General features: G+C 64.9%; 25 protein-coding genes. 15 read left to right on the forward strand and 10 right to left on the reverse strand.

All coding sequences use genetic code 11. The features are described 5' to 3' along the window. The first annotated feature begins 30 nt into the window (after positions 1 to 30). The 5 genes from XH87_RS05630 (at position 31) to XH87_RS05650 (ending at position 5,286) form a co-directional block, all read left to right on the forward strand. Positions 31 to 1,338: an adenylate/guanylate cyclase domain-containing protein gene (locus tag XH87_RS05630; RefSeq protein WP_271586460.1), complete on the forward strand. Its 1,308-nt coding sequence runs from the start codon at positions 31 to 33 to the stop codon at positions 1,336 to 1,338. A gap of 80 nt (positions 1,339 to 1,418) precedes the next feature. Beyond that, positions 1,419 to 2,150, forward strand: coding sequence for a GntR family transcriptional regulator (locus tag XH87_RS05635; RefSeq protein WP_035715979.1), 732 nt, complete (start codon positions 1,419 to 1,421; stop codon positions 2,148 to 2,150). A 48-nt stretch (positions 2,151 to 2,198) separates the two neighbouring features. Then, a complete protein-coding gene (locus XH87_RS05640; RefSeq protein ID WP_271586461.1) occupies positions 2,199 to 3,440 on the forward strand; it encodes an MFS transporter in 1,242 nt (413 codons plus the stop codon). Further along, entirely contained in the window at positions 3,433 to 4,251 is an 819-nt protein-coding gene (locus XH87_RS05645) for an amidohydrolase family protein (protein ID WP_271586462.1), read from the forward strand. Before XH87_RS05640 ends, XH87_RS05645 begins: the two co-directional genes overlap by 8 nt. 120 nt (positions 4,252 to 4,371) lie before the next feature. After that, complete coding sequence (locus XH87_RS05650; protein ID WP_271586463.1) at positions 4,372 to 5,286, forward strand: PhzF family phenazine biosynthesis protein; 915 nt, start codon at positions 4,372 to 4,374, stop codon at positions 5,284 to 5,286. Positions 5,287 to 5,347: 61 nt separating this feature from the next. Here XH87_RS05650 and XH87_RS05655 read toward each other — a convergent pair whose 3' ends face one another. Continuing rightward, on the reverse strand, positions 5,348 to 5,809 hold the full coding sequence (locus XH87_RS05655; RefSeq protein ID WP_158669735.1) for a DUF488 domain-containing protein: 462 nt from the start codon (positions 5,807 to 5,809) through the stop codon (positions 5,348 to 5,350). A gap of 7 nt (positions 5,810 to 5,816) precedes the next feature. Beyond that, a complete protein-coding gene (locus XH87_RS05660; RefSeq protein ID WP_271586464.1) occupies positions 5,817 to 6,638 on the reverse strand; it encodes a DUF72 domain-containing protein in 822 nt (273 codons plus the stop codon). A 117-nt stretch (positions 6,639 to 6,755) separates the two neighbouring features. Here XH87_RS05660 and XH87_RS05665 point away from each other — a divergent pair, with 117 nt between their 5' ends. From XH87_RS05665 to XH87_RS05680, 4 genes are all read left to right on the forward strand, one after another. Next, entirely contained in the window at positions 6,756 to 7,136 is a 381-nt protein-coding gene (locus XH87_RS05665) for a hypothetical protein (RefSeq protein WP_271586465.1), read from the forward strand. A gap of 139 nt (positions 7,137 to 7,275) precedes the next feature. Beyond that, positions 7,276 to 7,479, forward strand: coding sequence for a hypothetical protein (locus XH87_RS05670; RefSeq protein ID WP_271586466.1), 204 nt, complete (start codon positions 7,276 to 7,278; stop codon positions 7,477 to 7,479). Between the two features lie 243 nt (positions 7,480 to 7,722). Next, on the forward strand, positions 7,723 to 8,856 hold the full coding sequence (locus XH87_RS05675) for a glycosyltransferase family 2 protein (RefSeq protein WP_271586467.1): 1,134 nt from the start codon (positions 7,723 to 7,725) through the stop codon (positions 8,854 to 8,856). A gap of 6 nt (positions 8,857 to 8,862) precedes the next feature. After that, positions 8,863 to 10,365 (forward strand): glycosyltransferase family 39 protein, encoded by a 1,503-nt coding sequence (locus XH87_RS05680; RefSeq protein ID WP_271586468.1) that lies wholly within the window; start codon positions 8,863 to 8,865, stop codon positions 10,363 to 10,365. A 287-nt stretch (positions 10,366 to 10,652) separates the two neighbouring features. Here XH87_RS05680 and XH87_RS05685 read toward each other — a convergent pair whose 3' ends face one another. Both XH87_RS05685 and XH87_RS05690 read right to left on the reverse strand, forming a co-directional pair. Then, entirely contained in the window at positions 10,653 to 12,542 is a 1,890-nt protein-coding gene (locus XH87_RS05685; protein ID WP_271586469.1) for a CHASE2 domain-containing protein, read from the reverse strand. Between the two features lie 61 nt (positions 12,543 to 12,603). Continuing rightward, a complete protein-coding gene (locus tag XH87_RS05690) occupies positions 12,604 to 13,128 on the reverse strand; it encodes a FecR domain-containing protein (RefSeq protein WP_271586470.1) in 525 nt (174 codons plus the stop codon). A 623-nt stretch (positions 13,129 to 13,751) separates the two neighbouring features. Between XH87_RS05690 and XH87_RS05695 the strand changes: the two genes are divergently transcribed. Continuing rightward, positions 13,752 to 14,852 (forward strand): DUF2778 domain-containing protein, encoded by a 1,101-nt coding sequence (locus tag XH87_RS05695; RefSeq protein ID WP_271586586.1) that lies wholly within the window; start codon positions 13,752 to 13,754, stop codon positions 14,850 to 14,852. Between the two features lie 7 nt (positions 14,853 to 14,859). Here XH87_RS05695 and XH87_RS05700 read toward each other — a convergent pair whose 3' ends face one another. After that, positions 14,860 to 15,489: a glutathione binding-like protein gene (locus XH87_RS05700; protein WP_271586471.1), complete on the reverse strand. Its 630-nt coding sequence runs from the start codon at positions 15,487 to 15,489 to the stop codon at positions 14,860 to 14,862. An 11-nt stretch (positions 15,490 to 15,500) separates the two neighbouring features. Next, positions 15,501 to 16,094 carry a cysteine hydrolase family protein gene (locus XH87_RS05705; RefSeq protein WP_271586472.1) on the reverse strand — a complete coding sequence of 198 codons (594 nt, stop codon included), beginning with the start codon at positions 16,092 to 16,094 and terminating at the stop codon, positions 15,501 to 15,503. A gap of 132 nt (positions 16,095 to 16,226) precedes the next feature. On the opposite strand from XH87_RS05705, the gene XH87_RS05710 reads away from it, so the two are divergent. Together XH87_RS05710 and lepB are read left to right on the forward strand one after the other, a co-directional pair. Next, positions 16,227 to 17,066 carry a LysR family transcriptional regulator gene (locus XH87_RS05710; protein ID WP_271586473.1) on the forward strand — a complete coding sequence of 280 codons (840 nt, stop codon included), beginning with the start codon at positions 16,227 to 16,229 and terminating at the stop codon, positions 17,064 to 17,066. A 103-nt stretch (positions 17,067 to 17,169) separates the two neighbouring features. Continuing rightward, on the forward strand, positions 17,170 to 17,916 hold the full coding sequence (gene lepB, locus XH87_RS05715) for a signal peptidase I (RefSeq protein ID WP_271586474.1): 747 nt from the start codon (positions 17,170 to 17,172) through the stop codon (positions 17,914 to 17,916). Positions 17,917 to 18,085: 169 nt separating this feature from the next. On the opposite strand, the gene groL is transcribed toward lepB, so the two are convergent. Together groL and XH87_RS05725 are read right to left on the reverse strand one after the other, a co-directional pair. Next, entirely contained in the window at positions 18,086 to 19,726 is a 1,641-nt protein-coding gene (gene groL, locus XH87_RS05720; protein WP_128965592.1) for a chaperonin GroEL, read from the reverse strand. Positions 19,727 to 19,771: 45 nt separating this feature from the next. Next, entirely contained in the window at positions 19,772 to 20,086 is a 315-nt protein-coding gene (locus XH87_RS05725; RefSeq protein ID WP_025037205.1) for a co-chaperone GroES, read from the reverse strand. 380 nt (positions 20,087 to 20,466) lie between these two features. On the opposite strand from XH87_RS05725, the gene XH87_RS05730 reads away from it, so the two are divergent. Continuing rightward, a complete protein-coding gene (locus tag XH87_RS05730; protein WP_028177340.1) occupies positions 20,467 to 20,754 on the forward strand; it encodes an usg protein in 288 nt (95 codons plus the stop codon). 8 nt (positions 20,755 to 20,762) lie between these two features. On the opposite strand, the gene XH87_RS05735 is transcribed toward XH87_RS05730, so the two are convergent. Next, on the reverse strand, positions 20,763 to 22,892 hold the full coding sequence (locus XH87_RS05735; RefSeq protein WP_271586475.1) for an O-linked N-acetylglucosamine transferase, SPINDLY family protein: 2,130 nt from the start codon (positions 22,890 to 22,892) through the stop codon (positions 20,763 to 20,765). Positions 22,893 to 23,106: 214 nt separating this feature from the next. Here XH87_RS05735 and XH87_RS05740 point away from each other — a divergent pair, with 214 nt between their 5' ends. Then, positions 23,107 to 23,634 (forward strand): cupin domain-containing protein, encoded by a 528-nt coding sequence (locus XH87_RS05740; protein ID WP_271586476.1) that lies wholly within the window; start codon positions 23,107 to 23,109, stop codon positions 23,632 to 23,634. Between the two features lie 113 nt (positions 23,635 to 23,747). On the opposite strand, the gene XH87_RS05745 is transcribed toward XH87_RS05740, so the two are convergent. Then, positions 23,748 to 25,016 (reverse strand): NupC/NupG family nucleoside CNT transporter, encoded by a 1,269-nt coding sequence (locus XH87_RS05745; RefSeq protein ID WP_271586477.1) that lies wholly within the window; start codon positions 25,014 to 25,016, stop codon positions 23,748 to 23,750. Positions 25,017 to 25,176: 160 nt separating this feature from the next. On the opposite strand from XH87_RS05745, the gene XH87_RS05750 reads away from it, so the two are divergent. After that, on the forward strand, positions 25,177 to 26,415 hold the full coding sequence (locus XH87_RS05750; protein ID WP_271586478.1) for an MFS transporter: 1,239 nt from the start codon (positions 25,177 to 25,179) through the stop codon (positions 26,413 to 26,415). Positions 26,416 to 26,494: the final 79 nt, after the last annotated feature.

The following is a 26,494-nucleotide window of genomic DNA, read 5'->3' on the forward strand; positions in this document are numbered from 1 at the left end:
GCCGTTGCCCCGGAATGACTGGGGGATGGAATGGCCAGGTTTGCGAGCAGGAAGACACGGCTGCATGCCGTGCTATCGGGCGATTTCGAGCGGGAGCTGACGCGGGAGGTGCTGCGCACCGAGCTGTTGCGGGTGCGCGCGCTGATCCTGACGGGCTGCGCCATGATGCTGTTCCTCACCACGATTTATCTGATTGATCCCGCCGTCGTGAACCGGGTCTGGCGCGGAACAGAGGGGGTCATCGAGATCTACGGCCTCTTGCTCGGCTTCATCCTGTTCGAAGTCTGGGTTCACACCCAGATTAGGAAGAACCTCCGCCTCGATCGCGATCTGCCGGTGATCAGGCGCTATATCGGCACGCTGATCGAGACGTCGTTGCCCACGGTCATCCTCATCCTGCAGATCCGGACCATAGGCGCGGCCCAGGCGCTCGGCTTCGCCGTGCCGCTGATGTATTTCATCTTCGTCATCCTCTCGACCCTGCGGCTCGACTTCTGGCTCTCTGCATTCACAGGTTTCGTGGCCGCGGCCGGGCTTCTGACCATCGCGCTGTACTACAACTCGACTGGCGAGGCCGACGAACCCCTGATTTATTTCCACGCCGTCCGCAGCACCATCATCCTGATCTGCGGCGTGCTGGCTGGCGCCGTCGGCGCTCAGCTGCGCCGCCAGTTTGCCGCGAGCATTGCGGCGGCGACCGCGCGCGACCGGGTGACGAACCTGTTCGGCCAGCACGTCTCTCCGCAGGTCGTGGAGCGGTTGATAGCGGCGGGCCCCAGCACGGGGGGAGACGTCCGCCGTGTCGCGGTGATGTTCGTCGATTTCCGCGGCTTTACGGCCGGTGCGCGGTCGCGCACGCCGCAAGAGGTCGTCGATCGGCTCGACGGCGCCTTCGCCGTGCTGGTCGATATTCTCGATCGCCACGGCGGCATCGTGAACAAGTTCCTGGGCGACGGTTTTCTTGCCTTGTTCGGCGCGCCGCTGGAGGCCTCCGACGCTGCGCAGCGTGCGGTTGCCGCAGGCCGCGAGATGCTGAGCGCGATGGATCGCATCAACGCAGAGTCGAGCTGGCCGCTTCGGATCGGGATCGGCATCCATTTCGGCGAGGTCGTCGCCGGCAATATCGGCTCGCCCAGGCGCAAGGAATACACCGTCATCGGCGATACCGTGAACTTCGCCTCGCGCCTGGAGGCGCTGAACAAGGAGTTCGGCTCGCAGCTCCTGATCTCCGCGTCCGTGCGCGAGGCGCTGGGCGACGACGGCAGCGACGCCGTCGAGCTCGGAGAGGTCGAGGTGCGCGGTTACGAGCGCCCGGTGGCGGTGTTTCAGCTGGGGTGAGGACGCCCCGCAAGGAGCGCACGGTGACGGTGCCATGGTAGTTCTTGACTCCGGTCTCATATAGTCATCTACATGACTACATGAATTCAGCGCCGCTCGACGACCGCCTGCCACGCTACCAGCGCCTGCGCGACGACCTCGCCGCGCGGATCAACCGCAATGAATGGCGGCCGGGCGAGTCGATCCCGTCGGAGGCCGAGCTCGGCGCGCATTACGGCGTCGCGATCGGCACCGTGCGCAAGGCGATCGACCAGCTCGTCGCAGATGGCGTGCTGGAGCGGCAGCAGGGCCGCGGCACCTTCGTGCGCCGTGCACGCTTCAATTCCTCGCTGTTCCGCTTTTTCCGCTTCCAGTCCGAGAGCGGCGAGCGGCGCGTGCCGAAGAGCCGCATCATCCGCCGCAAGAGCGTGCCGGCGACATCGGCCGTCGCATCGGCACTGCGCATTCCAGTCGGCGAGCCCGTGATCAGCCTGTCGCGCCTGCGCCTGATCGACGATGTGCCGCTGCTCGCCGAAGAGATCTGGCTCCAGCAGTCGCGCTTTGCGCCGATCCTTGAGATCGACACCGCGGAATTTGGCGACCTCCTGTATCCGCTCTACGAGGAGCGCTGCGGCGAGGTGGTCGTGTCCGCCGAGGAAATCCTGACCGTCGAGACCGCCAACGAGATGCAGGCGCGCCTGCTCAGGCTCGCGCCTCATGCCCCGCTGATCGTGATCGAGCGCCTTGCGCTCGACCTGGAGCGGCGGCCGATCGAATGGCGACGGTCGCGCGGGCCCGCAGACCGCTTCCGCTATCACGCCGAGATCCGGTGAAGGCGGACTTCAACGACATCAAGCAAAAACGAGTACAGGGGTAGGAAAATGTCGAACTGGTACAGCGAAAGCTCGCCGCTGGAGCGGCGGACGTTTTGGGCAAGCTTTGGCGGGTGGGCGCTGGATGCGCTCGACGTCCAGATGTTCGGCCTTGCTATCCCGGCGCTGATCGCAGCCTTCGGCATCAGCAAGGCCGATGCCGGGCTGCTCGGCTCGATCACGCTGTTCTTCGGCGCGTTCGGCGGTTGGTTCGGCGGCGCGCTCGGCGACCGCTTCGGCCGCGTCAAGGCGCTCCAGATCACCGTCGCGACCTTTGCGCTGGCGACCTTCGCCTGTGCCTTCGCGATGACCTACACCCAGCTCCTTGTGCTGAAGGCGATCCAGGGCCTCGGCTTCGGCGCGGAATGGGCCTGCGGTGCGGTGCTGATGGCCGAGATCATCCGCCCCGAGCATCGCGGCAAGGCGCTCGGCTCGGTGCAGAGCGCCTGGGCCGTGGGTTGGGGCGCGGCCGTGCTGCTCTCGGCGCTGGTCTTTACCTATGCGCCGGCGGACATTGGTTGGCGGCTGCTGTTCGCGCTCGGGCTGTTGCCCGCGCTCCTCATCATCTTCATCCGCCGCGGGCTGAAGGAGCCGCCGCGCGCGGTCGCGGCCGCGAAGACGCCGTTCTTCGCCACGCTCTCAGGCATCTTCCATCGCGACGTGCTGCGCTCGACGCTGATCGGCGGCCTGTTCGGCATCGGAGCCCATGGCGGCTATGCCGCGCTCACCACCTTCCTGCCGACTTACTTGCGCGAAGTGCGGCATCTGTCGGTGCTGGGCTCCAGCGGTTATCTCGCCGTCATCATCGTCGCGTTCTTCTGCGGCTGCGTGACCAGCGGCATCGTCAGCGATCGTATTGGCCGCCGGGCGAATGTCGCGTTCTTCGCCGGCGCCTGCATCGTCACGGTGCTGATCTACATCTTCGCGCCGCTGACCAATGGGCAGATGCTGGTGCTCGGCTTTCCGCTCGGCTTCTTCTCCGCGGGCATTCCCGCCAGCATGGCGGCACTGTTCAGCGAGCTCTATCCGGCCGGCGTGCGCGGCACCGGCGTCGGCTTCTGCTACAATTTCGGCCGCATCGTCTCCGCGGCGTTCCCGTTTCTGGTCGGCTTCCTCAGCGACCGCATCGGGCTCGGGCCGGCGATCGGCATCGATGCGGCCTTTGCCTATTCGCTGGTGCTGATCGCGGTGCTGCTGCTGCCGGAGACGCGCGGCAAGGTGTTTGAGCAGGCCGCGACGAAGCGTGCCTGACATCGAGACGACATTGCCGCCGACAATCGATACCCACGCCCACGTGTTTCACCGCGGCCTGAAGCTCGCGTCGGGCCGGCGCTATGCGCCGAGCTACGACGCGCCGCTGGCGCGCTATCTGGAGCAACTCGACCGGAGCAGCATGAGCAATGGCGTGCTGGTGCAGCCGAGCTTTCTTGGCACCGACAATTCCTATCTGGTCGCGTGCCTGAAGCAGGCGAGTGGCCGCCTGCGCGGCATCGCCGTGGTCGATCCCGCGGCGACTACGGAAGAGTTACGCGCGCTCGATCGCGCCGGCGTCGTCGGCATTCGGCTCAATCTCGTCGGCCAGCCTTTGCCGGACCTCGCCGCCGGCGAATGGAAGGCGCTGCTCGGAAACGTGAGATCCATGGGCTGGCAGGTGGAGGTCCAGCGCAATGCATCCGACCTCGCGCTGCTTGTGCCGCAGTTGCTCGATTGCGGCGTCACAACTGTGCTCGATCATTACGCACTGCCCGATCTCAAGCTCGGCGTCGCCGATCCCGGCTTCCAGTCGGTACTGAAGCTCGGCGCGACGAGAAGCGTCTGGGTCAAGGTCTCGGCGCCGTACCGCCATGGCGCTGCCGGTCAAGATTTTGCGAAGCAGGCCTACGCGTTGCTGCGCGACGCTTATGGACTCGATCGCCTGCTGTGGGGCAGCGACTGGCCCCACACGCAGTTCGAGGCAACACAGACCTACGCGAAGAACCGCCAGTTTCTCGACATGCTGATCGCCGACGAAGGTGAGCGTGCGCGCGTGCTGGCCTCGCCGCATCAGCTCTTCCGCTTCTAAAATCTCTCCCGCGATTGCTCCGATTGCTCCGAATTTTGGGGCATGACGAGCGACGTGGCCGGCTTGTAGAGTGCCGGCGAAGCGGCCGGTCGCGGCCGCGACTTGCATGAGGAAGAGACGATGCAGCGCCGCTACGTCACCGTCGACGTGTTCACCGACCGCGCCTTCGGCGGCAATCAGCTCGCCGTGGTGCTCGATGCCGGCGGCCTCTCCACAGGGCAGATGCAGTCGATCGCCACCGAGTTCAACTATTCCGAGACGACCTTCGTGCTGCCGCCGCGCGACAAGGCCAACGACGCCGAGGTGCGCATCTTTACCCCGGTCCGGGAGCTGCCCTTTGCGGGCCATCCCAATGTCGGCACGGCGTTCGTGCTGGCAACGATCGCCAAGGAGTCGAAGCCGCGGCTGCTGTTCGAGGAGAAGGCCGGTCTGGTCCCGGTCGATATCGTGCGGGAGCAGGGCAGGGTGATCAGCGCCGAACTCACCGCGCCACAGAAGCTGGCGAGGCTTGCGCAGCTACCCGCAGCCGACGTCGCCGCATGCATTTCCCTGGCGGCGGATGACATCAAGACCGATCATCATGCGCCGCAAGTCGTCGGCGTCGGAACGCCGTTCGTGGTGGCGGAGGTGCGATCGCGCGAAGCCGTGCGCAGGGCCAAGCCCGACGCGGCAGCGTTTGGCCGGATGCTGCCGCGCGACGGCGCTTTCTCGGTCTACTTCTACACGCGCGATGTGCCGGCAGCGGAGGCGCCCTGCGAGCGTCAGGCGCGGATGTTCTTTCCCGGCGCAAGCGGCCTGATCGAGGACCCGGCCACCGGCAGTGCGACGGTGGCCGCCGCGGCGTTGTTCGCCGATCTCGACCCCACGCGTGACGGCGAATTGAGGCTCACCATCGGCCAGGGCTTTGACATGGGCCGTCCGAGCATGCTTCTCACCCGCGTGCGCAAGCAGGACGGCAAGATCGTCTCCGCCCATGTCGGCGGGAGTTGCGTTCGGATGATGGAAGGAACGTTCAGGCTGGAGGGGGAGGGCTGAGCTCTTTCAGCGCGTCATTCCGGGGCAGCGCGAAGCGCTGAGCCCGGAATGACGGCAGCAGCTACACCTGCCGCCCCGTCAGATTCTTCACCGTCACCCCGTCGCGCTCCTCGATGATCTCCGCGATCATCTGGCGGTGGCAGTGGGTGTGGTCGCGCTCGTAGCAGAGCAGGCACACGGGGCCGGCCTTCTTCACCAGCGCGGAGAGTTCGTCCATCTCTTCCCGCGCCTGCGGGGTTTTCAGGTGCTTTGAATAGATCTTCTCCAGTGCGTCGTACTGGCCGCTGCGCGCGGCGAGGCGGCCCTCCTTCGGCGTGCCGAGCCCGGCGAGATGGACATAGGCGATGCCCCGTTCGTCGAGGCCCGCCGACAGCTGCTTCTTGGAAAAGCCCGGTCGGCGCGACGACGTTACCGCGCGCACGTCGACCACGAGCTTGACGCCGGCTTGTTCCAACTCGTCCAGCACGGCCTTGGGCGGCGTCTGCTCATAGCCGATGGTGAAGAGTTTCTTCGCCTTTGCCATATAGCCCTCAGCTCACCCGCGCAATCAGTTCCATCGCGCCGGCCGGCGCGCGCACCTTGCCCTCGTGGATGACATAGGCGAATACGTCGCGCGGCTCCTTCTTCGGCTTGGTCTCGTCAACCTTCGGCAGGTCGTCCGGTTCACCGCCCGAAGCCCAGTCCTGGAAGCGCTTGGCCCAGGCATCGAGCTGCTTCGGCGGATAGCAGGTCTTGATCTCGTCATTGCCCTTCTGCAGCCTTGCATAGACGAAATCGCCGGCGACATCAGCGATAGCAGGATATTTGCCGTGCTCGGCAAACACCACGGGCGTCTCGAACTCGCGGATCAGCGCAATGAAGTCCGGCGTGCAAAAACTGTCGTGGCGGACCTCCACGACATGACGCAACGCGCGTCCCTCGAGCTTGCGCGGCAACAGCTCGAGGAATTTTCCAAAATCGGCGCCGTCGAATTTCTTGGTCGGGGCGAACTGCCACAGCACCGGCCCGAGATGGTCGCCCAGTTCCAGCACGCCGGAATCGTAGAACCGCTTGATGGAATCGCCGGCTTCGGCCAAGACGCGGCGGTTGGTGGCGAAGCGCGGTCCTTTCACCGAGAACACGAAGCCATCAGGAACTTCGCTCGCCCATTTGCGAAAGCTCTCCGGCTTCTGCGAGCCGTAATAGGTGCCGTTGATCTCGATCGAGGTCAGCTTCGAGGCGGCATAGGACAGTTCCTTCGCCTGCGCCAGCTTCTCCGGATAGAACACGCCGCGCCACGGCTCGAAGGTCCAGCCGCCGATGCCGATGAAGATGTTGCCGGATTTTTTTGACGCGGTTTTTGCTTTGGCCACGAAATGTCTCGCATCGATGGAGAAGGAAGGGCTTCATCCTAGTCAAACCAGATGTGATTGGCCAGTTGGCCCGCCCCGTCTAAGCTCGCAAGAGGACCGGCGAAGAAGGAGAACAAGATGCGGACGCTCTTGCTGGGAGCCGCGCTCGTCATGATGACATCTGCTGCCATGACATGTTCTGCGTTGGCGGATGACGACGACGCGAAAGGCGCACAGAAGCTCGCCCAGCAGGGCCGCGACGACTACTGGCATTGCCTGGCGCGGGAATATTCGCGCGACAGCAATCGGGGTCTGTCGGAACAGGATTTCGGCCGCTCGGTTGCGGGCGCCTGTCCATCGGAGCGGCAATATTACCGGGTGGCGCTGCTCGACTATCTCACCATGCAGTATCCGAACATCGATTCCGGCGCCCATCTCGCCACCGCGAACAGGGCGGTCGAGGCGGCGCAGAAGGATATCGTGACGGCCTTCGTCAAGCACCGGCCGCCGGCGAGATAGGGAGTGACGAATCGCCAATAGCGAATTGGGCGAGAAGGCAGGCTTCCCTCATTCGCTGCTCGCCATTCGCCCCGGGCCCTTTCGGCGCCGCGCGCATCCATGATATCACTGGCCGCATCTGGAACAGGGATGGGTTTCCATGTCGTCTGAGTCGGTGGGGGGCATTCTGGGGGCGATCGTCGCGGCGATCGTGCTCGCGGTTGCCGTAGTGTTTGGGCCGATCGGCCAGTACGGCAAGCCGCCCAGGCCGGCGAAAGTCGAGCCGGCTCCGGCGGGGGCACCGGAAGCGCCCGCCGCGCCCGCGCCGCGCGGGCCGATAATCCGGGAAGTGCCCAACCAATAAGACAGGGAAAATTGGGGTTTTCACCCCCCTTGCGAAGCGCTTTTGCCGTCCCCATCTGGCTTGTAACGGCGACGTTGAGCGAAGAACTCCGTTGCCGGGACGACCTTGGAATAGCTCAGGCCTGCGCCGGATGTACGCGCGGTCCGCCGTTCCGGGGTCGTTGGCATTTTAGGGGCCCTTTTCGGCCGTTCCCCAGAGACCCCGGCTTGGCAGCGCAGGACGCGGCGGATATACGCTGCCGTCATGAATGAAGCGATCAGACCGGGCGCCGACAACCCGCCACAGGCTCAAGAGGGGCCGGAACTGTCGGTCATCGTCCCGACCTTCAACGAGCGCGATAACGTCACGGTGCTGTACCGGCGGCTGGAGGCGACGCTCGCCAACGTCGCCTGGGAAGTCGTGTTCGTCGACGACAACTCGCCCGACGGCACCTGGGACGTCGTGCGCGCGCTGGCGCAGCGCGACAGCCGCGTGCGCTGCGTCCGCCGCATCGGCCGCCGCGGCCTGTCGGGCGCCTGCATCGAGGGCATCCTCGCCTCGAGCGCTCCCTACGTGGCCGTGATCGATGCCGACCTCCAGCACGACGAGACGCAACTGCCGAAGATGCTGTTGCTGCTCGCCAGCGATCAGGCCGACCTCGTGGTCGGCAGCCGCTACATCGAGGGCTACAAGAGCGAAGGCTTCAACAAGCAGCGCGCCGGCGCCAGTGCGCTCGCGACCGAGGTCGCCAGGAAGATGCTGCGAGTCGGGATCGCCGATCCCATGAGCGGCTTCTTCATGATCCGCCGCGACCGGTTCGAGCAGCTCGCGCCAAAGCTCTCCGTGCACGGTTTCAAGATCCTGCTCGACCTCGTCGCGACCGCACATGGCAGCTTACGCGCCGTCGAGATTCCCTACACCTTCGGCGCCCGCCAGCACGGCGAGAGCAAGCTCGATTCCATGGTCGCGCTGGACTTCCTCGGACTTGTGCTGGCCAAGCTGAGCAACGACATCGTCTCGCTGCGCTTCATCCTGTTTGCGATGGTCGGCGGCATCGGCCTCGTGGTGCATTTGACCACGCTGTTCGTCGCGCTTCAGCTGTTCAAGGCGCCGTTCGCGGAGGCACAGGCTGCCGGCGCCATCGTCGCCATGACCAGCAATTTCGTCCTCAACAACTTCCTCACCTATCGCGATCAGCGGCTGAAGGGTCTTGCGCTGCTGCGCGGCCTGATCGCCTTCTACATCGTGTGCAGCGTCGGCCTGCTCGCCAATGTCGGCGTCGCCTTCTCGGTCTACGACCAGGAGCCGATCTGGTGGCTGGCAGGCATGGCCGGCGCGCTGATGGGCGTGGTGTGGAATTACGCGATGTCCGGACTGTTCGTCTGGCGCAAGAAATAGCCTGCGATGGGCGGAGCCGACGCGCGGATCGTCCGCAATACCGCGCTGCTGATTCTCGCGCTGGTGGCCCTGCGGCTGGTCGCGGCTGCGTTCACGCCTGTTACCTTCGACGAAGCCTATTACTGGATGTGGTCGAAGAATCTGGCGGGCGGCTACTACGACCACCCGCCGATGGTGGCCTACGTGATCCGCGCCGGAACCATGATCGCCGGAGACACCGAGCTCGGCGTCCGGCTTGTCTCGATTCTATTGGCGCTGCCCATGAGCTATGCGGTCTACCGCTCGGCCGCGATCCTGTTCGGCGGCGCGCGTGTCGCCGCCACCAGCGCCATCCTGCTCAATGTGACGATGATGGCCTCGGTCGGCACGCTGATCGTCACGCCCGATGCGCCTCTTCTGGTCGCCTCGAGCTTCGTGCTCTTCTTTCTCGCGAAAGTGCTGGAGACCGGCCGGGGCGCCTGGTGGCTCGCGGTCGGTGCGGCGGTCGGCGCAGCGCTGCTGTCGAAATACACTGCGATGTTCTTTGGGCCGGCCATCCTGATCTGGCTCGCTTGCGTGCCGAAGCTAAGGCGCTGGTTTCTCTCGCCCTGGCCGTATCTCGGCGGCCTGGTTGCCCTCGCGCTGTTCTCGCCGGTGATCCTCTGGAACGCGGACCATCAATGGGTCTCGTTCGCAAAGCAGCTCGGCCGCGCGAGAATCGAGGACTTCCGCCCGGTCTTCATCGCCGAGCTGATCCCGACTCAGATCGCGTTCGCGACCCCGCTTGTCTTCATCCTCGGCGCGATGGGCCTGCACGCGCTGACTTGGCACCGGGCCGGCGCGCTGGCCTCGCGCCTGCTGATCGAGACGATGTTCTGGACCATCGTCGCCTACTTCGTCTGGCATTCGCTGCACGCCCGCGTCGAGGCCAACTGGTTCGCGCCGGTCTACCCGCCTTTCGTCGTCGCCGCGGCCGCCGCCGCCAACCTCGTGCAGTGGAAGCCGCGCCAGCGGCGCCTGGTCGATTTCTGCCTGCGCTGGGCCGCGCCGACAGGCATCGTGATGTTTGCAGCACTGATCGTGCAGGCCAATACCGGCTGGCTGTCGGGATATCGCCGCGATGCCACGGTGCGCAGCGTCGGCGTCGGCTGGCGCGAGCTCGCCGCCGAGATCGAAACGGTGCGCGCGCGCAATGGCGCGAGCTGTGTGCTCGCGCAGGACTACGGCACCACGGGCTGGCTCGCATTCTATCTGCCGCGCGGCACCTGCGTAGCGCAGCAGACCCAGCGGATCCGCTGGGTCAATATGCCCGAGCCAGATTCCAAGCTGCTCGCCGGCAAGCTGCTCTATGTCGACGAGCTGCGCGCAGGAGGCCATCCCGCCCTCGACGCTCTCTTTGCGCAGGTGACGCAGATTGCGCAATTGCAGCGCAAGCGCGGGCCGCTCGTGGTCGAGACCTACGGCATCGATCTGCTGGAAGGCGCCAGGGGCGACGTGCTCGACCGCTCGCCGCCGCCGGAAGCGCGGTAAGGCCCTACTATATCCACACTGTCGTTCCTGCGAACGCAGCGACCCATACCGCGTGATCTATCTTGAGGGCAGATGCGTGTACCGACAACAACCTCGTCAGTGCTAAAGCATGATCCGGAAAAGTGCGCAGCGGTTTTCCGAAAAGATCATGCTTAAACAACAACCTAAAGCGCGATGACGATTCATCCAAATCTCATCGCGCTTTAGTCTTCGCCAAACCTCTCCCTGTGGTAGATCCCCGCTTTCGCGGGGACGACAGCGGAGTGTCGGCAAGCAGCTGCGGCTATTTAGTCGACAGCCTCGGCCTTGGTCGACGCCTGAGCCGGCCCATCCCGGTCGCGCCAGAACCAGACTGCCACGACGCCGGAGCGGCCGCGGACCTGCGCGAGCAGGGGGCCAGAGAGGACGCCGTCGGGCGCGCCCCGGAAGTCGGCAGTGTCCAGCAGCATATCGCTCAGCGCGAGCCGCGCATCGTTCTGGGTGGCAATCTCCATCAGCCGGCTTGCGACGTTGACGGTGTCGCCCGTCGCTGTGATGTGCTGATGGCTTTCGCCGAGCCGGGATGCGACGATCGGGCCGCAATGCGCGCCAATCTTGAAACCGAGCTGACCTGCGATTGCCGGCGGTAGCGAGGCGATCCAGTGTTCGAGGCCGCGATGCAGATTGATCGCGCATTTCAGCGCGCGCGCCGCGTCGTCGGGCATCGCGCGCGGCAGCCCGAACAGGATCATGGCGCCGTCGCCGAGAAAGCCGGTGATCATGCCGCCGCAATCGATCGCGGTCTTGTCGATCAGCGCGTGAAAAGTCTTCAGAATATCCCTGAGTTCGTCCGGATCAATCCGCTCGCTCAGACCGGTGAAACCGGAGAGATCGACGAAGACCACGGCTGCATCCTGCCGGACGGGCTTCGACAGGAAGTCCGGATCTCGCGCCAGCCATTCCTGTACCGCCGGAGCCTGGAATTGCGCAAGCGACCTGCTCTTGGCGGCGAAATATTGCGTCCGGCGGCCTCCGGCCCACAGCTGCACGCCGGCAAAGACCGCAACCGGCGGCACTGCCGCCGCGAGCGTGGTCGCGGCGTTCAGCCAGATGCCGTGCGTGAACGCGTACAGGTTGAGCCCGGCCCAGGCCGTCATCACCGCGGCTGCCGCCATGATGCCGAGCGCACTACGCCGCCAGGCGAGCAGGCCGACCAGCAGCATCGGCAGCAGGATCGCAGTGAGCGCGTCGGCAATACGGACCCTGCGGTCGCGCACGATGGAGTCGCCGGCGACCAGATGCGTGATCGCGGTCGAGACCACCTCGACGCCGGGCATCAGGGAATCGAACGGCGTGGGATAGAAATCGCCGCCGCCGGCGACCGAGGCGCCGATCACGACGATCCGGTTCTCGATCGCGGCGCGATCGAGCGTGCCGTCGAAGATGCTCTGTGCGCTGACGGTACGGATCGTGCGACGCGGGCCATAATAGGTGATCGGCAATGCCAAATCGCTGTCGGTCGGCACCGCGCGATCGCCGAGCATGAGGCGGTCCGGCGCGACCGTCAGCGGCTGGTCGAGCGCGCGGGCCGCGACGCGCAAGGGGAACGACAGCTCGACCTTGTCGCGCGTCCGGAACAGCATCGGCACCGATAGCGGCGAGCCCGACTGCCCCGTCGCGACGTTGACGACGCCGACCTCGGCGTGATCGGCGAATGCGGGCAATGGCCGCAGGAAACGTTCGGCCTGCGGCAGCACGGCGAGGGGACCTTCGCTGCTGGGATCCACGGTTTCGCTGGCGGAGGGGAAGATCGCCGCGGCGGCGAGCACCATGGGACCGGTGGCGAGCGTGTTGGCCAGCGTGGCGTCTCCGATCGCAGCGCTGCGATCAACGAGCAGGAGATCGATCGCGACGACCTTCGGCTTGAACTGCACGATGGTGTCGACGACGCGGGCGAGATCGGCGCGCGGCAGCGGATAGCTGCCGCCGCGTTTCACCACGGTATCGTCGATCGCGACGATGGTGACGAGATCGGGCGGAGCCTTCACGCCGCGGACCTGCGTCCGCCAATCCGTCAGCGTCGCCTCGAGCCGATCGAGAAAGCGCAGATGGCCGTTGGCGTGCGCGGCAAAGATGCCGGCGCCCCACAGCGCGGTGAGGACGAGCGCCACCAGGATCTGAATGCGTCGGCTGCGCATGCGGTCGTCCTGCAATCTTCTATTGTCCAAATCTCATAGGTCGAGCCTTGTTGACCCGGTCTTATTGTCCGAGTCTTGCCATGAGGGCGTCGACGCGCGGCTGGCCCCATGTCTTGACGGTCAACGGGCCGGTCGGCTCGACATCGACGCCTTCGCCGGGCCCAAGCACGACGCCGCGTCCACGAGCCCTCCGGGTCACGCCGACCCGGCCGTCGGCGACGAATACGGAGGTCTTGATGTCAGCGACATCGACCGCCCATTTCGTGCCGCGCACCGCGGCAATCGCTTGCGGCGTCAACACCTTGAAGGGATTGCCGCCGCGCCTCCTGGGCACCTCGATCAGCAGCGCTTTGCTGCTCAACTCCGCGGAGTCTATATGTCCGTCGCGGTTGGCGTCCTTAAGTTCAAACTTGGCGCCGTTTTCCGCAACGATGGTGACGCCGTTGTCACACCGCCAGGTCTGCGTCCCGGCAGCCGACGGCGATGCGGTGCAGCCCGCATTGGCCGCAGGCTGTGCAGTGGCAGATCCAATCAATAGAAACGACCCCGCCAGGGCGAAAAAACCTGCGCGCGCGATCCCTCTCATGCCAGCCTCCGTTTACGTGCACGGCACAGTTCAGGGCAATCGATACGGTACCGTATCACGCGCAGAGGCTGCTGAAAAGTGCCGATGTAGGAGCTACTTTCTCGTGGCGGCGATTTCCAGAACCGACCTGATCAACTTTCGGTCACGGCGCCGTGCCCCGTGTGGGACGCAGGGCCGGCCGGACGCCGAGCCCACCAGCCTCGCGCAACGGTTCCGCGCTACGGTCAGGGCCAGTTTGGCGACCACGAAAATGACGTTGTTGAATGTCTCGTGGGTACGGCCGCAAGCGTCGAAGAACTGACGCCAGCTGGTCTAGAAACATGGTTAACAAATGCGACTAAGTCCGTAGTTCTTCGGGCTTTTTTCTCGAAACGGGACAGCGTTAACGCGTTGCCCCACATCCGCCCGAACTTAATCTGCATTTAACTAAAAGTCGCCTTAATGACGCTCCGGCCCTCTGCGAGATGCTGTTCCCGGATCGTGACCAGCGGCACTTTCAAGGGGGACTGAGTGACACCGTCCTGGACGCAAGGCGAATGAGTACGAGTATCGCTGCGCAAAGTAACGCGGCACGGAAGTCCGAAAATCCTGGCAAGAATTCTCTTCGGAAGCCTTCCCGGAAAATAACCACGACAAATTGGCTGGGCGCCGCGGCGATCGGCTGCGTCGTGATGGGCGCCGGCTGGACCATCTACAGCAACGTTTTTGGCGCGAGCGTCTATCCGACCGTCGGCGGCATCGGCTACGACGAGCCGGTGATCAAGCGTGCGCCCAAAATGGCGCTGCGCGAGGCCGGCGCGGCCATCAGGGAAACCTTCGCGCTGCTGCCCGACCGGCTCCAGGTCGCAGCTCCGATCTCGCGCGAGATGTTCAACGAGCGCTTTGCCGCGGCTGGGACGGAGGGCGTGCCATCGAATGCGGCGAGCGCCGCGCCCGCGCCCCAGGTTGCGGCGGCCAGGGAATCTTCGAAGGACGCCCCGAAGCAGAGCGTGATCGCGAAGGCCGCGGAAGCGCTGAAGACGGCAGCCAGGGTTGCTGACAGGACCACTGACAAGGCGGCCGACAAGGCCAAGCGTGCGCCGGATGCCCAGATGCAGCTGGCCTCGGCCGATCCGGCCCAGATCGTGCCGGCGCCCGAGGCCAAGCCGAAATCGTTCGCCGATCGCGCCAAGGCCGCGGTGATGTCGATCACCGGTCCGCGCCAGTCGATGGTCGAAAAGCTCTGGGGCAAGCGCGAGCCGTCCGGCGGGCTGCTCGCCTACGCCTCGGCCGATGCCAGCGTGACCGCGTCCATCGCGCCGAAGGAGCAGAATCCGATGTTCGGCGGCGCGCCGCCCTATGAGCGCGACACCGCGGTCTACGACATCACCGCCAGAACGGTGTATCTGCCCGACGGCACCAAGCTCGAGGCGCATTCGGGCCTCGGCTCCAATCTCGACGATCCGCGCTCCTCGAAAATCCGCATGCGCGGCGTGACGCCGCCACACATCTACACGCTGAAGCCGCGCGAGGCGCTGTTCCACGGCGTGCCGGCGCTGCGCCTGACCCCGATCGGCGGCGAGAGCGCGATCTACGGCCGCGACGGCCTGCTCGCGCACACCTTCATGCTCGGGCCGAACGGCGATTCCAACGGCTGCGTGTCGTTCAAGGATTACTACGCGTTCCTCGACGCCTACCGCAACAAGGGCATCCGCAAGCTCGCGGTGCTGGCGCGAGTGGAGTGAGGAGCCCTCACGCCGCCATCGCCCTGCGCAGCGCCATCTCGGTCACGATCGCTGCTTTCACCGCGGGCCGCGCCTGCATGCGCTCGAGATAGGTCGACAAGGACGGCCATTGCGCGATGTCTATTCCTGCGGGACTCAGCAGCAGCAAGGCCCAGGTAAGATGGGCATCCGCGACGGTGAAGCCGTTGCCGACGAGGAATTCGCGGTTCGCAAGGTGCGTAGCAGGCACCGACAATGTCTGCGCGATCCGCGCCCGCGGCTTGGCGAGCGAGCCCTCGTCCTTGTACCAGAAGGTCGGAAACAGGAACGCCTTGTGGATCTCGGCGCCGATGAAGCTCAGCCATTCCTGCAGCCGATAACGGTCCGGATCGCCGAAGCGGGGCGCGAGGCCCGCCTGCGGCTTCAGATCGGCGATGTATTGCAGCACCGCTGCGCTCTCGGTCAGCCGCTCGCCGTTCTCCAGCACCAGGACCGGCACCGCGCCCTTCGGCGACAGGTCGCGGAAATCGCTGCCGTCGTCCACGATCCTCTTGGTCCAGATATGGGCGAGGTGATACTGCGCCTCGATATCGGCCTCCATCAGCGCGATGCGGCTCGAGAGCGAGCAGGCCATCGGAAAGAAATAGAGCTGCAGCATCGCATGCTCCATCAAGTCAGTGCTTCGACCTGCGCGATGATCGCGAAGCGGTCCGACAATTCGGCCAGCGCGACCTGATGGATCGTCCGGGCGTCCAGCCTGCCGCCGCGGCCATCGGGCAGGTCGCGGGTGGCGCAGGCGTCGGCTGCGATCGTCGTGCGCAGACCGAGATCGAGCGCGGCGCGGGCGGTCGAAGACACGCACATATGCGTCATGAAGCCGGCCAGCACGATGTTCTTGAGTCCGGTCGCGGCCAGCCGGGCCTGCAGGTCGGTGCCGGCAAAGGCATTTGGCAGCGCTTTCTCGATCACGGGCTCGCTGGCGAGTGGCGTCAGGCGCTCGACGATCGCGCCGCGCGCGGCCTCGCGGTCGAACAGGCCGCCGGCGCGGCCCCTGTGCGCGACGTGGATGATCGCAGCGCCGCTCTCCCGCGCGCGCGCGAGCAGGCGCGCAGCCGCCGCGATCGCTGGCTGTGCATCGGGCAGGGCCAGCGGACCGGCGCAGTATTCGTTCTGGATGTCGATCAGCACGAGGCAGGCCTCGTTGAGCTTCGGCGGATTGAGATCGGCGCCGGCGAGTTCGAGCAGGGTCTTTGGAGCGGTCATGCTGGTGCGGCCTTCTGGGGAATGTCGGATGAGCCGACACTAGCGCAGCCGGAGCCTGCCATTGTGCCGGAATATTGCGGCATATGGCTGCAAATTTGCAGGAAGGCACCGCCGCCTGCTAGGCTCAGCCTCATGAACTGGGACGACCTGCGCATCATTGCCGCGGTGAGGGACGAGGGCACCTATGCCGGCGCCAGCGCGCGGCTGCGCATCGACGAGACCACCGTCGGCCGCAGGCTGGCACGCATCCAGCGCGATCTCGGCGTCCCCTTGTTCGAGGCGGTGGACGGCCTGCGCCGGCCGACGCGCCATTGCGAGGCGGTGCTCGAGCATGTCGGCGCGATGGCCGTCCATGTCGCCGCGATCGATCGCATCAGGGAGAGCGAGGTGGGCCCGGTCGGGCGGCTGCGCATCGCCTCGACCAATGCGGTCGCCGAAGAGCTGCTGGCGCCGCATGCGAGCAGCTTCCTGCGCGATCACCCGGGGCTGACGCTGCAATTCCTCACCTCCAGCGGCAACGTCAAGTTCTCGCGCTGGCAGGCCGATCTCGCCATTCGCCTCCGCAAGCCGGAGAAGGGCGACTTCACCATCTCCAAGCTCGGCGAGGTCAGGCTGTATTTCTTCGAGCCCGCGGACCGCGGCGGCGGTGAGCCTGTGGCCTGCGTCTATCCCGACGAGCTCGACGCGATCCCCGAGCAGCAATTCCTCCGCGCCAAGCGTCTGACCAACGTGCGCTGCATCACCGATAATGTCCGCATCGTCAGGACCATGATCCAGTCGCATCAGGCCGTCGGCGTGCTGCCCGAGCATAGTTGTAGAACATTGCTGTCGGATCGCAGCCTGCGCGCCACTTTGCTGCCAAAGCGGCGCGATGTCTGGCTCTTGGTGCAGAACCATCTCAAGCGCGATCCGGCGACGCGCGTGACGATCGACTGGGTGCGGTCCTGCTTCAGGGATCTCTCGAACCGCTGATCGTCACGTGAACGCGATCCGCGGCGCGCGCGACCAAGTCATGGGTTGCGCGCGCGTGCAGGTTGCGTAAGCTCGCAACCACCATCTTGATCAGGGCAGATTCATGACCACGCTCGAGCAGACCATCCGTCCCTCCGCGCGATCGCGGGAATGGAAGGCGATCGTCATCCTGATCCTGATGATCCCGGTGCTGTGGTCGCCGTTGTTCCTGTTTCGCACCTTCCTGTTTCAGCCGTTCAATATCTCTTCAGGCTCGATGATCCCGACGTTGATGGTCGGCGACAACGTCCTGGCCGCCAAATATGCCTATGGCTGGGGCCGCTATTCGTTCCCTTATGCGCCGTCCTTCATCTCTGGCCGTTTCGGCGCCGCCGATCCCGCCTATGGCGATATCGTCGTGTTCGCGACGCCGAAGGACCCGTCGGACGTTTATGTGAAGCGCCTCGTTGGCCTGCCCGGCGACCGCATCCAGATGCGGGAAGGGCAGCTGTTTCTCAATGACAAGCCGGTGACGCGCGTCGCTCTGACGGCGTTGCCCGCGGGCTCCGCCTGCGGAGCCGAACCGGGCGCGAGAGCCAAACGCTGGCGCGAGACGATGCCGAACGGCGCGAGCTATGTCACCTACGACTGCGTCGACCGCGGCTATGTCGACAACACCGCTGTTTTCACCGTGCCGCCAGGCCATTTCTTCGCGATGGGCGACAATCGCGACAACTCGACCGACAGTCGCTTCCAGTCGGCGATGGGCTTCATCCCCCTGGACAATCTGGTCGGAAAGGTGACGCGGATCTACTGGTCGCTGGACTCCAGGGGCGAACTGCGCCCTGAGCGGATGGGGAAAGTGCAGTAGGGAGCAGTCCCCCGTCTCGTCATTCCGGGCGCGCGCCAAAGGCGCGCCGGATGACGGAGTTCAAACAAAAACCCCGGCATCACTGCCGGGGTTTCGTAGTTGTGGAGCGAGATCCCGGATCTGCGGTGCACCGCTGCGCCTGCACCGCGTCCGGGACGACTTCGTCGCCTTAGAAGTCCATGCCGCCCATGCCGCCGCCGGGGGGCATCGCGGGGCCGGCGCCGCCCTTCTTGGGCAGTTCGGCGACCATGGCTTCCGTGGTGATCAGGAGCGCGGCCACCGAGGCTGCGTTCTGGATCGCGGTGCGGACCACCTTGGTCGGGTCGATGATGCCCTTCTTGACGAGGTCGGCATATTCGCCGGTCTGGGAGTCGAAGCCGTAATTGTAGGTCTTGTTCTCCAGGATCTTGCCGACGATCACCGAGCCGTCTTCACCGGCGTTGATCGCGATCTGGCGAGCGGGAGCCGACAGCGCCTTGCGCACGATCTCGACGCCGGTCTTCTGGTCGTCGTTCTTGGTGCGCAGGCCCTTGAGCTGCTCGGAGGCACGGAGCAGGGCGACGCCGCCGCCCGGGACGATGCCTTCCTCGACAGCCGCGCGGGTCGCATGCATCGCGTCATCAACGCGATCCTTGCGCTCCTTCACCTCGACCTCGGTCGCGCCGCCGACGCGGATCACCGCGACGCCGCCCGCGAGCTTGGCCAGACGCTCCTGGAGCTTCTCACGGTCGTAGTCCGAGGTGGTCTCCTCGATCTGCGCCTTGATCTGGGCCACGCGCGCCTCGATGTCGGCCTTCTTGCCGGCGCCGTTGACGATCGTGGTGTTCTCCTTGTCGATCATCACCTTCTTGGCGCGACCGAGCATGTTGAGCGTGACGTTCTCGAGCTTGATGCCGAGATCTTCCGAGATCGCCTGGCCGCCGGTCAGGATCGCGATGTCCTGCAGCATGGCCTTGCGGCGATCGCCGAAGCCCGGAGCCTTGACGGCCGCGACCTTCAGGCCGCCACGGAGGCGGTTCACGACGAGGGTCGCGAGGGCCTCGCCTTCGACGTCCTCGGCGACGATGACCAGCGGCTTGCCGGTCTGCACCACGGCCTCGAGCAGCGGCAGCAGTTCGTTCAGCGAGGAGAGCTTCTTCTCGTTGATGAGGATGTAGGCGTCGTCCATCTCAACGCGCATCTTGTCGGCGTTGGTGACGAAGTAGGGCGAGATGTAGCCGCGGTCGAACTGCATGCCCTCGACGACGTCGAGCTCGGTCTCGAGCGACTTGGCTTCCTCGACGGTGATGACACCCTCGTTGCCGACCTTCTTCATGGCGTCGGAGAGGAACTTGCCGATCTCCTGGTCGCCGTTGGCCGAGATGGTGCCGACCTGGGCGATCTCGTCGTTCGAGGTGACCTTCTTGGAGTTCTTCTGCAGGTCCGCAACGACGGCTTCGACCGCGAGATCGATACCGCGCTTGAGGTCCATCGGGTTCATGCCGGCGGCGACCGACTTGGCGCCTTCCTTCACGATCGCCTGGGCGAGCACGGTTGCGGTGGTGGTGCCGTCGCCGGCCGCGTCAGCGGACTTGGAGGCGACTTCGCGCACCATCTGGGCGCCCATGTTCTCGAACTTGTCGTCGAGCTCGATCTCCTTGGCGACGGTGACGCCGTCCTTGGTGATGCGGGGAGCGCCGAACGACTTGTCGAGCACGACGTTGCGGCCCTTCGGACCGAGCGTGACCTTCACCGCGTTGGCGAGAACGTCGACGCCGCGCAGCATCTTGTCGCGCGCTTCAACCGAGAATTTGACTTCTTTGGCTGCCATCTGGATTTTCCTTGAGGTGTTTGACTGGGGAGGGAGAGGAGGCTCTTAGGCCGCCTTCTTCTTGGACTCGCTGACTTCGAGAACGCCCATCACGTCGCTCTCCTTCATGATCAGCAGGTCCTGGCCGTCGATCTTGACCTCGGTGCCGGACCACTTGCCGAACAGCACGCGGTCGCCGACCTTCAGGTCGATCGGGATCAGCTTGCCGGCCTCGTCGCGGCCACCCGGGCCAACGGCGACGACTTCGCCCTGGGAGGGCTTTTCCTTGGCAGTGTCGGGAATGATGATGCCGCCAGCGGTCTTCTCTTCTGCGTCGATGCGCTTGACCACGACGCGGTCGTGAAGCGGACGGAATTTCATGCAGTCCTCCTAAGCAATTGCACGTGTTGAGGATTTTGGATTGTTAGCAGTCGTTGCCCGCGAGTGCTAGCACGAGCGAGGCAGAGATAGGACAGGATTTTTGCGGGGGCAAGGGCTTCTAGCAGAAAAATCAGCACCCGGAAGCGCGGACTGCCAGAATCTCATGTCCATCGTTAACCCGCGCCCGAAACCGTATTAGCACGGAGTCATGTCTGCTGCTAACGCATTGAATTTCAACAGCTTGTTAAACTTTTGGGCTTGAGATGGATTATCAGTTTGCGTCACATTTCTCTCATGTGAGCGCATCAGTACCGGGTGGCTCGTAAGGCGCACACCGATCAGGCCGCCCCTTGAATGCGCTCCTGCAAAGGAGGTTTGGCATGGGACTGCGGAGTGGGGGCGTTTCCGAGGATTTCCGGAAACAGATGCTGGGCTACGGACTGACGACGGCGCAAATTCTCTATCGGATGCCGGATCATCCCTCGCTACTCCAGACCTACGTCTGGCAGAACTACGACATGTTTCCGAAATTTCCGGCGCTGAAGGATTTCCTGGCGTTCTGGCAGGAGAAGCTCGATGGCCCCCTCCATTCGGTCACCGTCGCGCACTCCAAGCTGATCAAGCCGGCCGAGCTGCGCGCCGTGGATGGCGTGTTCCGGCTGCATTGAGGCGGAGATCAGACGCCGTCCTTGCAATAGCGTGTCCACATCGCGCGATAGGCATCGTCCACCGCTCGCGCATATGAGACAGGGTTGCCGGCGGTCGCAGCGTTGATCTGTCCGGGCAGTCCTCGGCGCAATCGACCGAGGTCGCCGATCTGCGCCGCATGGCCAGCCGCGATTTCGATATACGCCTCATCACTTTCCGCGACCCAGTCCGGCAGGCCAAGCGCCGCAAGGATGGAGCCGGCCGCACGGCCGGGCAGGCTATTGCCGAGCTTCGCGACCACCGGCACGCCCATCTGCAAGGCTTCCCAAGTGCTGACGCCGCCATTCTGCGGGAACGTATCGAGGCAAACATCGACGCGATTGAACGATGCCAGATGTTCGTCTCGCGAGGTGGCGCCGACCAGATCGACGCGTTCGGCCGCCAACCGGCAAGCTGCAAACCGAGCCAGCAGACCGTCGCGGACCAGTTGATCGTCCAGCGCAAAATCCTTGACCAGAAGTCGTGAACCCGGCACCCGCTCGAGAATCCTGGACCAGGCTTCAACCGCCTCGTCCGAAATCTTGCTGATGCGGTTGAAGACGCCGAACGTGACGAAGCCGTTCGAGAGAGCCGGCGCCTCCGCCCGCGCAATCCCGGCCGGCAGCGGCGCCAGCGTCACAAAGCACGGCAGGTCGACAACGGTCTCCGCAAACAAGTGCCGCACCGCGACAGGGATAGCGACCGGGTCCGAGAACAGATAATCGATCGTTGGCAGTCCGGTGCCGGTGCCGTGGCCCCAGCCATGGACCTGGATCGGTGCCGGCTTGCGCGCAAACACGCCGAGGCGGTTTCCTCTGGTGTGGCCGGACAGGTCGATCAGGATGTCGACGCGATCGGCGCGGATCTGAGCGGCGAGGCGATCGTCGGTCCATTGCGAGGCGTCGCGCCAGCGATCGGCGATCCCTTGAAATTCGCTGGTCGTCGCATCCATTTTTGACGAACACGAGTAGCACACGATCTCGAACCGCGCCCGGTCATGGTGTTGCAGGACCGGCTTGAAAATGAACGCGGCCGAATGCGCGTTGAAATCCGAGGAGACATAGCCAAGCACGAGACGGCGATCCGGGTCTCGGCTGTTGTCATGCGGTGCCGCAGCTTCTGACGCGATTTTTGCCCCGATCCGCTCCCACCATACCTGCCGCGCCAGCTGATGCTGTTCAACGCTGGCGTCCGCCACGAAGTCGAGCGTGAATATCTTGCTGGAGATCGCGCTCTGGAGGTCAGGCTGGATGCCGAGGGCCCGGTCGAAGCTGGCGAGCGCTTCGTCGACCCGGCCAAGTCCGGCGAGACAAAGGCCGAGCACCAGATGAGCTTGCGCGGAATCGGGAGCGATCGCGAGAGCCCTCTCGCAATCGGCCATTGCCTGGGCAATTTGCCGTGTCTGGAGCAGGACATTGGCGCGCCAGAGCCACCCATTCACGTCGTCGGGCGCCAGCGCGATTGCCCGATTGCAATCCGCCATGGCTTCGTCAAATCGCTGAAGCTCCCGCAAGGCAACGGCGCGGTTTGCCAGCGCCGCGGCATAGTCAGGCTTGATCGAGAGCGCGCGGTCGAGGCTTGCGAGAGCCTCATCATAGTTGCGCAGTCGGCAGAGTACCCCACCCCGGCCGTTGTGGGCTTCGGCAAGGTTTCCGTCGATTACGAGCGCCCTGTCGTAGCTCTCGAGCGCTTCCTGGTGCAGATCAAGGGCCGCGCTCGCATTGCCGAGATTGGACAGGGCCAGGGCGTAGCTGGGTCGCAAGGCGAGGGCCTTTCGATAGCTCTCGCGGGCCTCGGCGTGGCGTTTTAGCCCATTCAGCGCGACACCCAGGCTCATATGAGCCTCGGCAGATCGCGGATCCACGGCAACCGCCCGGCTCAGTAGAGTTTCGGCTTGCTGATAGTTTTTGGCATCAGACTCCAGAACTCCGAACATATGCAGTGCGATGAACTGGTTGGGCGCGATCTGCAGGAGTTGGCGATAGGCAGCCCGGGCCTCGGAGAGTAGTGCCTTCTTGTGCAGCTGCAGTGCGCGCCCGAGCAATGGCAGCACTTCGGCTTTTTGCCGCTTCTGAAGCCGGGCATTCTGAAATGCACGCTGACCGACGCTGCTGCTCATGAATCAATTCCCCCAGAATCTCGCGGTGAGATTATTTCAGCGCGAAAACCAATACGAGACGATGACCGTTCGCCACGACAGCCTGGGGCAAGCTACGACCGATCGGGGCATCGAGTAGTTGGCCCCAAGCTCCGCAATTGCTGCCTCGTCCAAGACTGGATAGTCTGCCTTCGGGCTCGTCCGGAGGGCGCGGCTCAGATCAGGGAGGCAGACAATGGCCAAGCAAAAGGCATCAAGACCGGCAACGAAGACCGCGGTGAAGAAGCGGAGCGGCGTGAAGGCTGCGGCACGATCCTCAGCGCGCAAGGCGGTGAAGGCGAAGGCGCCCACCGTCGCTCCGAAGAAGTCCGTGCGGCCGAAGCAGCGCATCGCCATCAGCCATCACCGCGAGGAAGACTTCAAGGCCGACGGCCTGCGTGCCTATGCCAAGTACCGCGATCTCGGCATCGCCGAGGCGACCCATGGCCTCGCGCAGGCGCATGTGATCCGATTGCAAGGCCCCTGCAATCCGGCCGAGGTTTCCAAGCTCCACTATCACGACGTCGAATTCCAGATGGTCTACGTGCTCAAGGGCTGGGTGAAGACCTATATGGACGGGCAGGGCGAGACCTTGATGAAGCAAGGCAGCGCCTGGACCCAGCCGCCGAAGATCAAGCACATGATTCTGGATTATTCGGACGACGTGGAACTGCTGGAAGTGATTTTGCCGGCGGAGTTCAAGACGGTGGAGTTGAAGGCGTAGGGTTCTCTCCGTCGTCATTGCGAGGAGCTTTTGCGACGAAGCAATCCAGACTTGTTCCACGGATACATTTCTGGATTGTTTCGCTTCGCTCGCAATGACGGCGGGGAGGTAGCCTAACTCAGCACCCCCACCATCGCACCCATCAGACACGTCGTCAGTGTCCCCGACACGATCGACTTCAGCCCGAGCGCGTTGATTTCCTCGCGCCGCTCCGGCGCCATCACGCCGAGGCCGCCGATCATGATGCCGAGGCTGGCGAAATTGGCGAAGCCGCACATCGCGTAGAGCATGATCAGGCGCGAGCGCGGATCGAGCGCGTCGGGTGGCAGCTTCGAGAAGTCGACATAGGCGATCAATTCGTTGAGCACGGTCTTGGTGCCCATCAGGCTGCCGGCGGTGACTGCCTGATCCCACGGCAATCCCATCAACCAGCATACCGGCGCCATGACGAGGCCGAGCAGGCGCTGCAACGAGATCGCGGCGCCACCGATATCAGGCAAGAGACCGAGGGTGGCGTTGACGAGATGGACCAGCGCCACCAGCACCAGCAGCATGGCGACGATGTTGAGCAACAATTCGAGGCCGGCGGTGGTGCCCTTCACGATCGCATCCATCGTGCCGGACACGTTCATCCCGGGATCGCTGGCGACCCAGGGATCCTCCAGCGCGCCGCCGGTGCGCTTGTCGGAGGTCTCGGGCACCATGATCAGGCTGACCAGGATCGCGGCCGGTGCGCCCAGCACCGAGGCGATGACGAAATGCGCGGCGGCGTCGGGGATGAGGGGCGCAAGCAGTGTCGCATAGAGCACCAGCACCGTGCCGGCGATGCCCGCCATACCGCCGGTCATCACCAGGAACAACTCGCTGCGGGTCATCTGTGCCAGATACGGCCGCACGAACAGCGGCGCCTCGACCATGCCGAGGAAGATATTGGCGGCGGTTGACAGCCCCACCGCGCCGCCGACGCCGAGCGTGCGTTCGAGCAGCCAGGCCATGCCGCGCACGATCGGCGGCAGCACCCGCCAATGGAACAGCAATGTCGTCAGCACGCTCATGACCAGCACGATCGGCAGGGCCTGGAACGCCAGGATGAAATCGGCGCCCGGCACCTTCAGATCGAACGGCGGGGGGCCGCCGCCGACATAGCCGAACACGAAGGAGGAGCCGGCGCGCGAGGCCGCGGAGATCGCGCCGACCGCGTCGTTGATGGCGCCGAACGCATGTGCGACGACCGGAAGCTTCAGGAGGATGATTGCGGTGACGAAAGCGACGACGAGGCCGATCGCCGCCTGGCGCAGCGAGACCGCGCGACGATTCTCACTGAGCGCCCAGGCGATCAGCAGCAATGCGAAAATGCCCAGTGCCGATTGCAGCCGCAGCATGATGTTCCCAAACCCTCAATGATTATGGCCGGGCAGGCGCTGCAAAGGCAATGCCGGCAAGCGGCGGAGAGCGTCTCGCTGTTGACAAGCAAATCCGCCTCGGCCACGCGGGGCACGTCGAGATCAGGGCGCAAGCGACCCAGGGGTGCACCGAGAGGCGATGCCAGAGCAGCCATCAGCAGCGAATTCGCCGGTTACCGCCCGCGTGCTCCTGTCCCACCACGCCTTCCTGTTCTTCCTGCTCTCGCGCAGCCTGTCGCGGTTTTCCAGCCAGATCGCGGCGGTCGCGATCGGCTGGCAGATCTACGATCTCACCGGCTCGGCGTTCGACCTCGGCATGGTCGGCCTCGTGCAGTTCCTGCCGACCGCGCTCCTGGTGTTCGTCGCCGGCCACGCCGCCGACCGCTACGAGCGCAAGCGCGTGGTCCAGCTCTGCCAGCTCGTGGAGGCCGCGACTGCGCTCTATCTCGCATTCGCCACCTGTTTCGGGACAATCGGGGAGGTGCAGATCTTCATCGCGACCTTCGTGCTCGGCATTGCCGGCGCATTCGAGAGCCCGACCACGGCCGCGCTGTTGCCGCTGATCGCACCGCAAGGTTCGCTCCAGCGCGCCACGGCCATTTCCAGCGGCGCGGCGCAGGTCGCGACCATCACGGGGCCGGCGCTTGGCGGTTTCGCCTATGCCGTCGCCCCGCATCTCGCTTATGCCGTGATGGTGCTGTTCTGGATTTTGGGGATGATTTTGACCGGCTTCATCCGGCCGCGTCCGCAGGCCATCGCGCAGGAGGGGACGAGCTCGGACAATATCTTCGCCGGCGTCCGCTTCATCCGCGCCAATCCCGCCATCCTCGGCACCATCTCGCTCGACCTGTTCGCCGTGCTGTTCGGCGGCGTCACGGCGCTGCTGCCGATCTATGCCCGCGATATCCTCCAGACCGGCCCGGTCGGGCTCGGCGTGCTGCGCGCCGCGCCGGCTGTCGGCGCGCTCCTGATGACCATGGTGCTGGCGCGTCACGCCGTCTCGCGGCATGTGGGCCTGCGCATGTTCCAGGCGGTGATCGTGTTCGGTCTCGCCACGATCGTATTTGCGCTGTCGCCGTGGATGTGGCTGTCGGCGCTGTCGCTCGCCGTGCTCGGTGCGGCCGATACGATCAGCGTCGTGATCCGCTTCTCGCTGGTGCAGCTGTCCACCCCCGACGAGATGCGCGGCCGGGTCGGCGCGGTCAACTTTCTCTTCATCAACGCCTCGAACCAGCTCGGCCAGTTCGAGAGCGGGGTGGCGGCGGCACTGTTCGGCGCCATGCCCGCCGCCGTGCTCGGCGGCGTCGCCACCGTCGCAGTGGCGCTGCTCTGGATGAAGCTGTTTCCGAGCCTGCGGAAGGTGGAGAGCTTGGAGTAGGGGAGAGACGGTCTCGCGTCCCGGACAAGCTGCAACGCGTCAGCGTTGCGGCGCAGAGCCGGGACCCAGAAGATCCAGA

This window comes from Bradyrhizobium sp. CCBAU 53415 (assembly GCF_028128735.1).
In the GTDB taxonomy this organism is placed as follows: domain Bacteria; phylum Pseudomonadota; class Alphaproteobacteria; order Rhizobiales; family Xanthobacteraceae; genus Bradyrhizobium.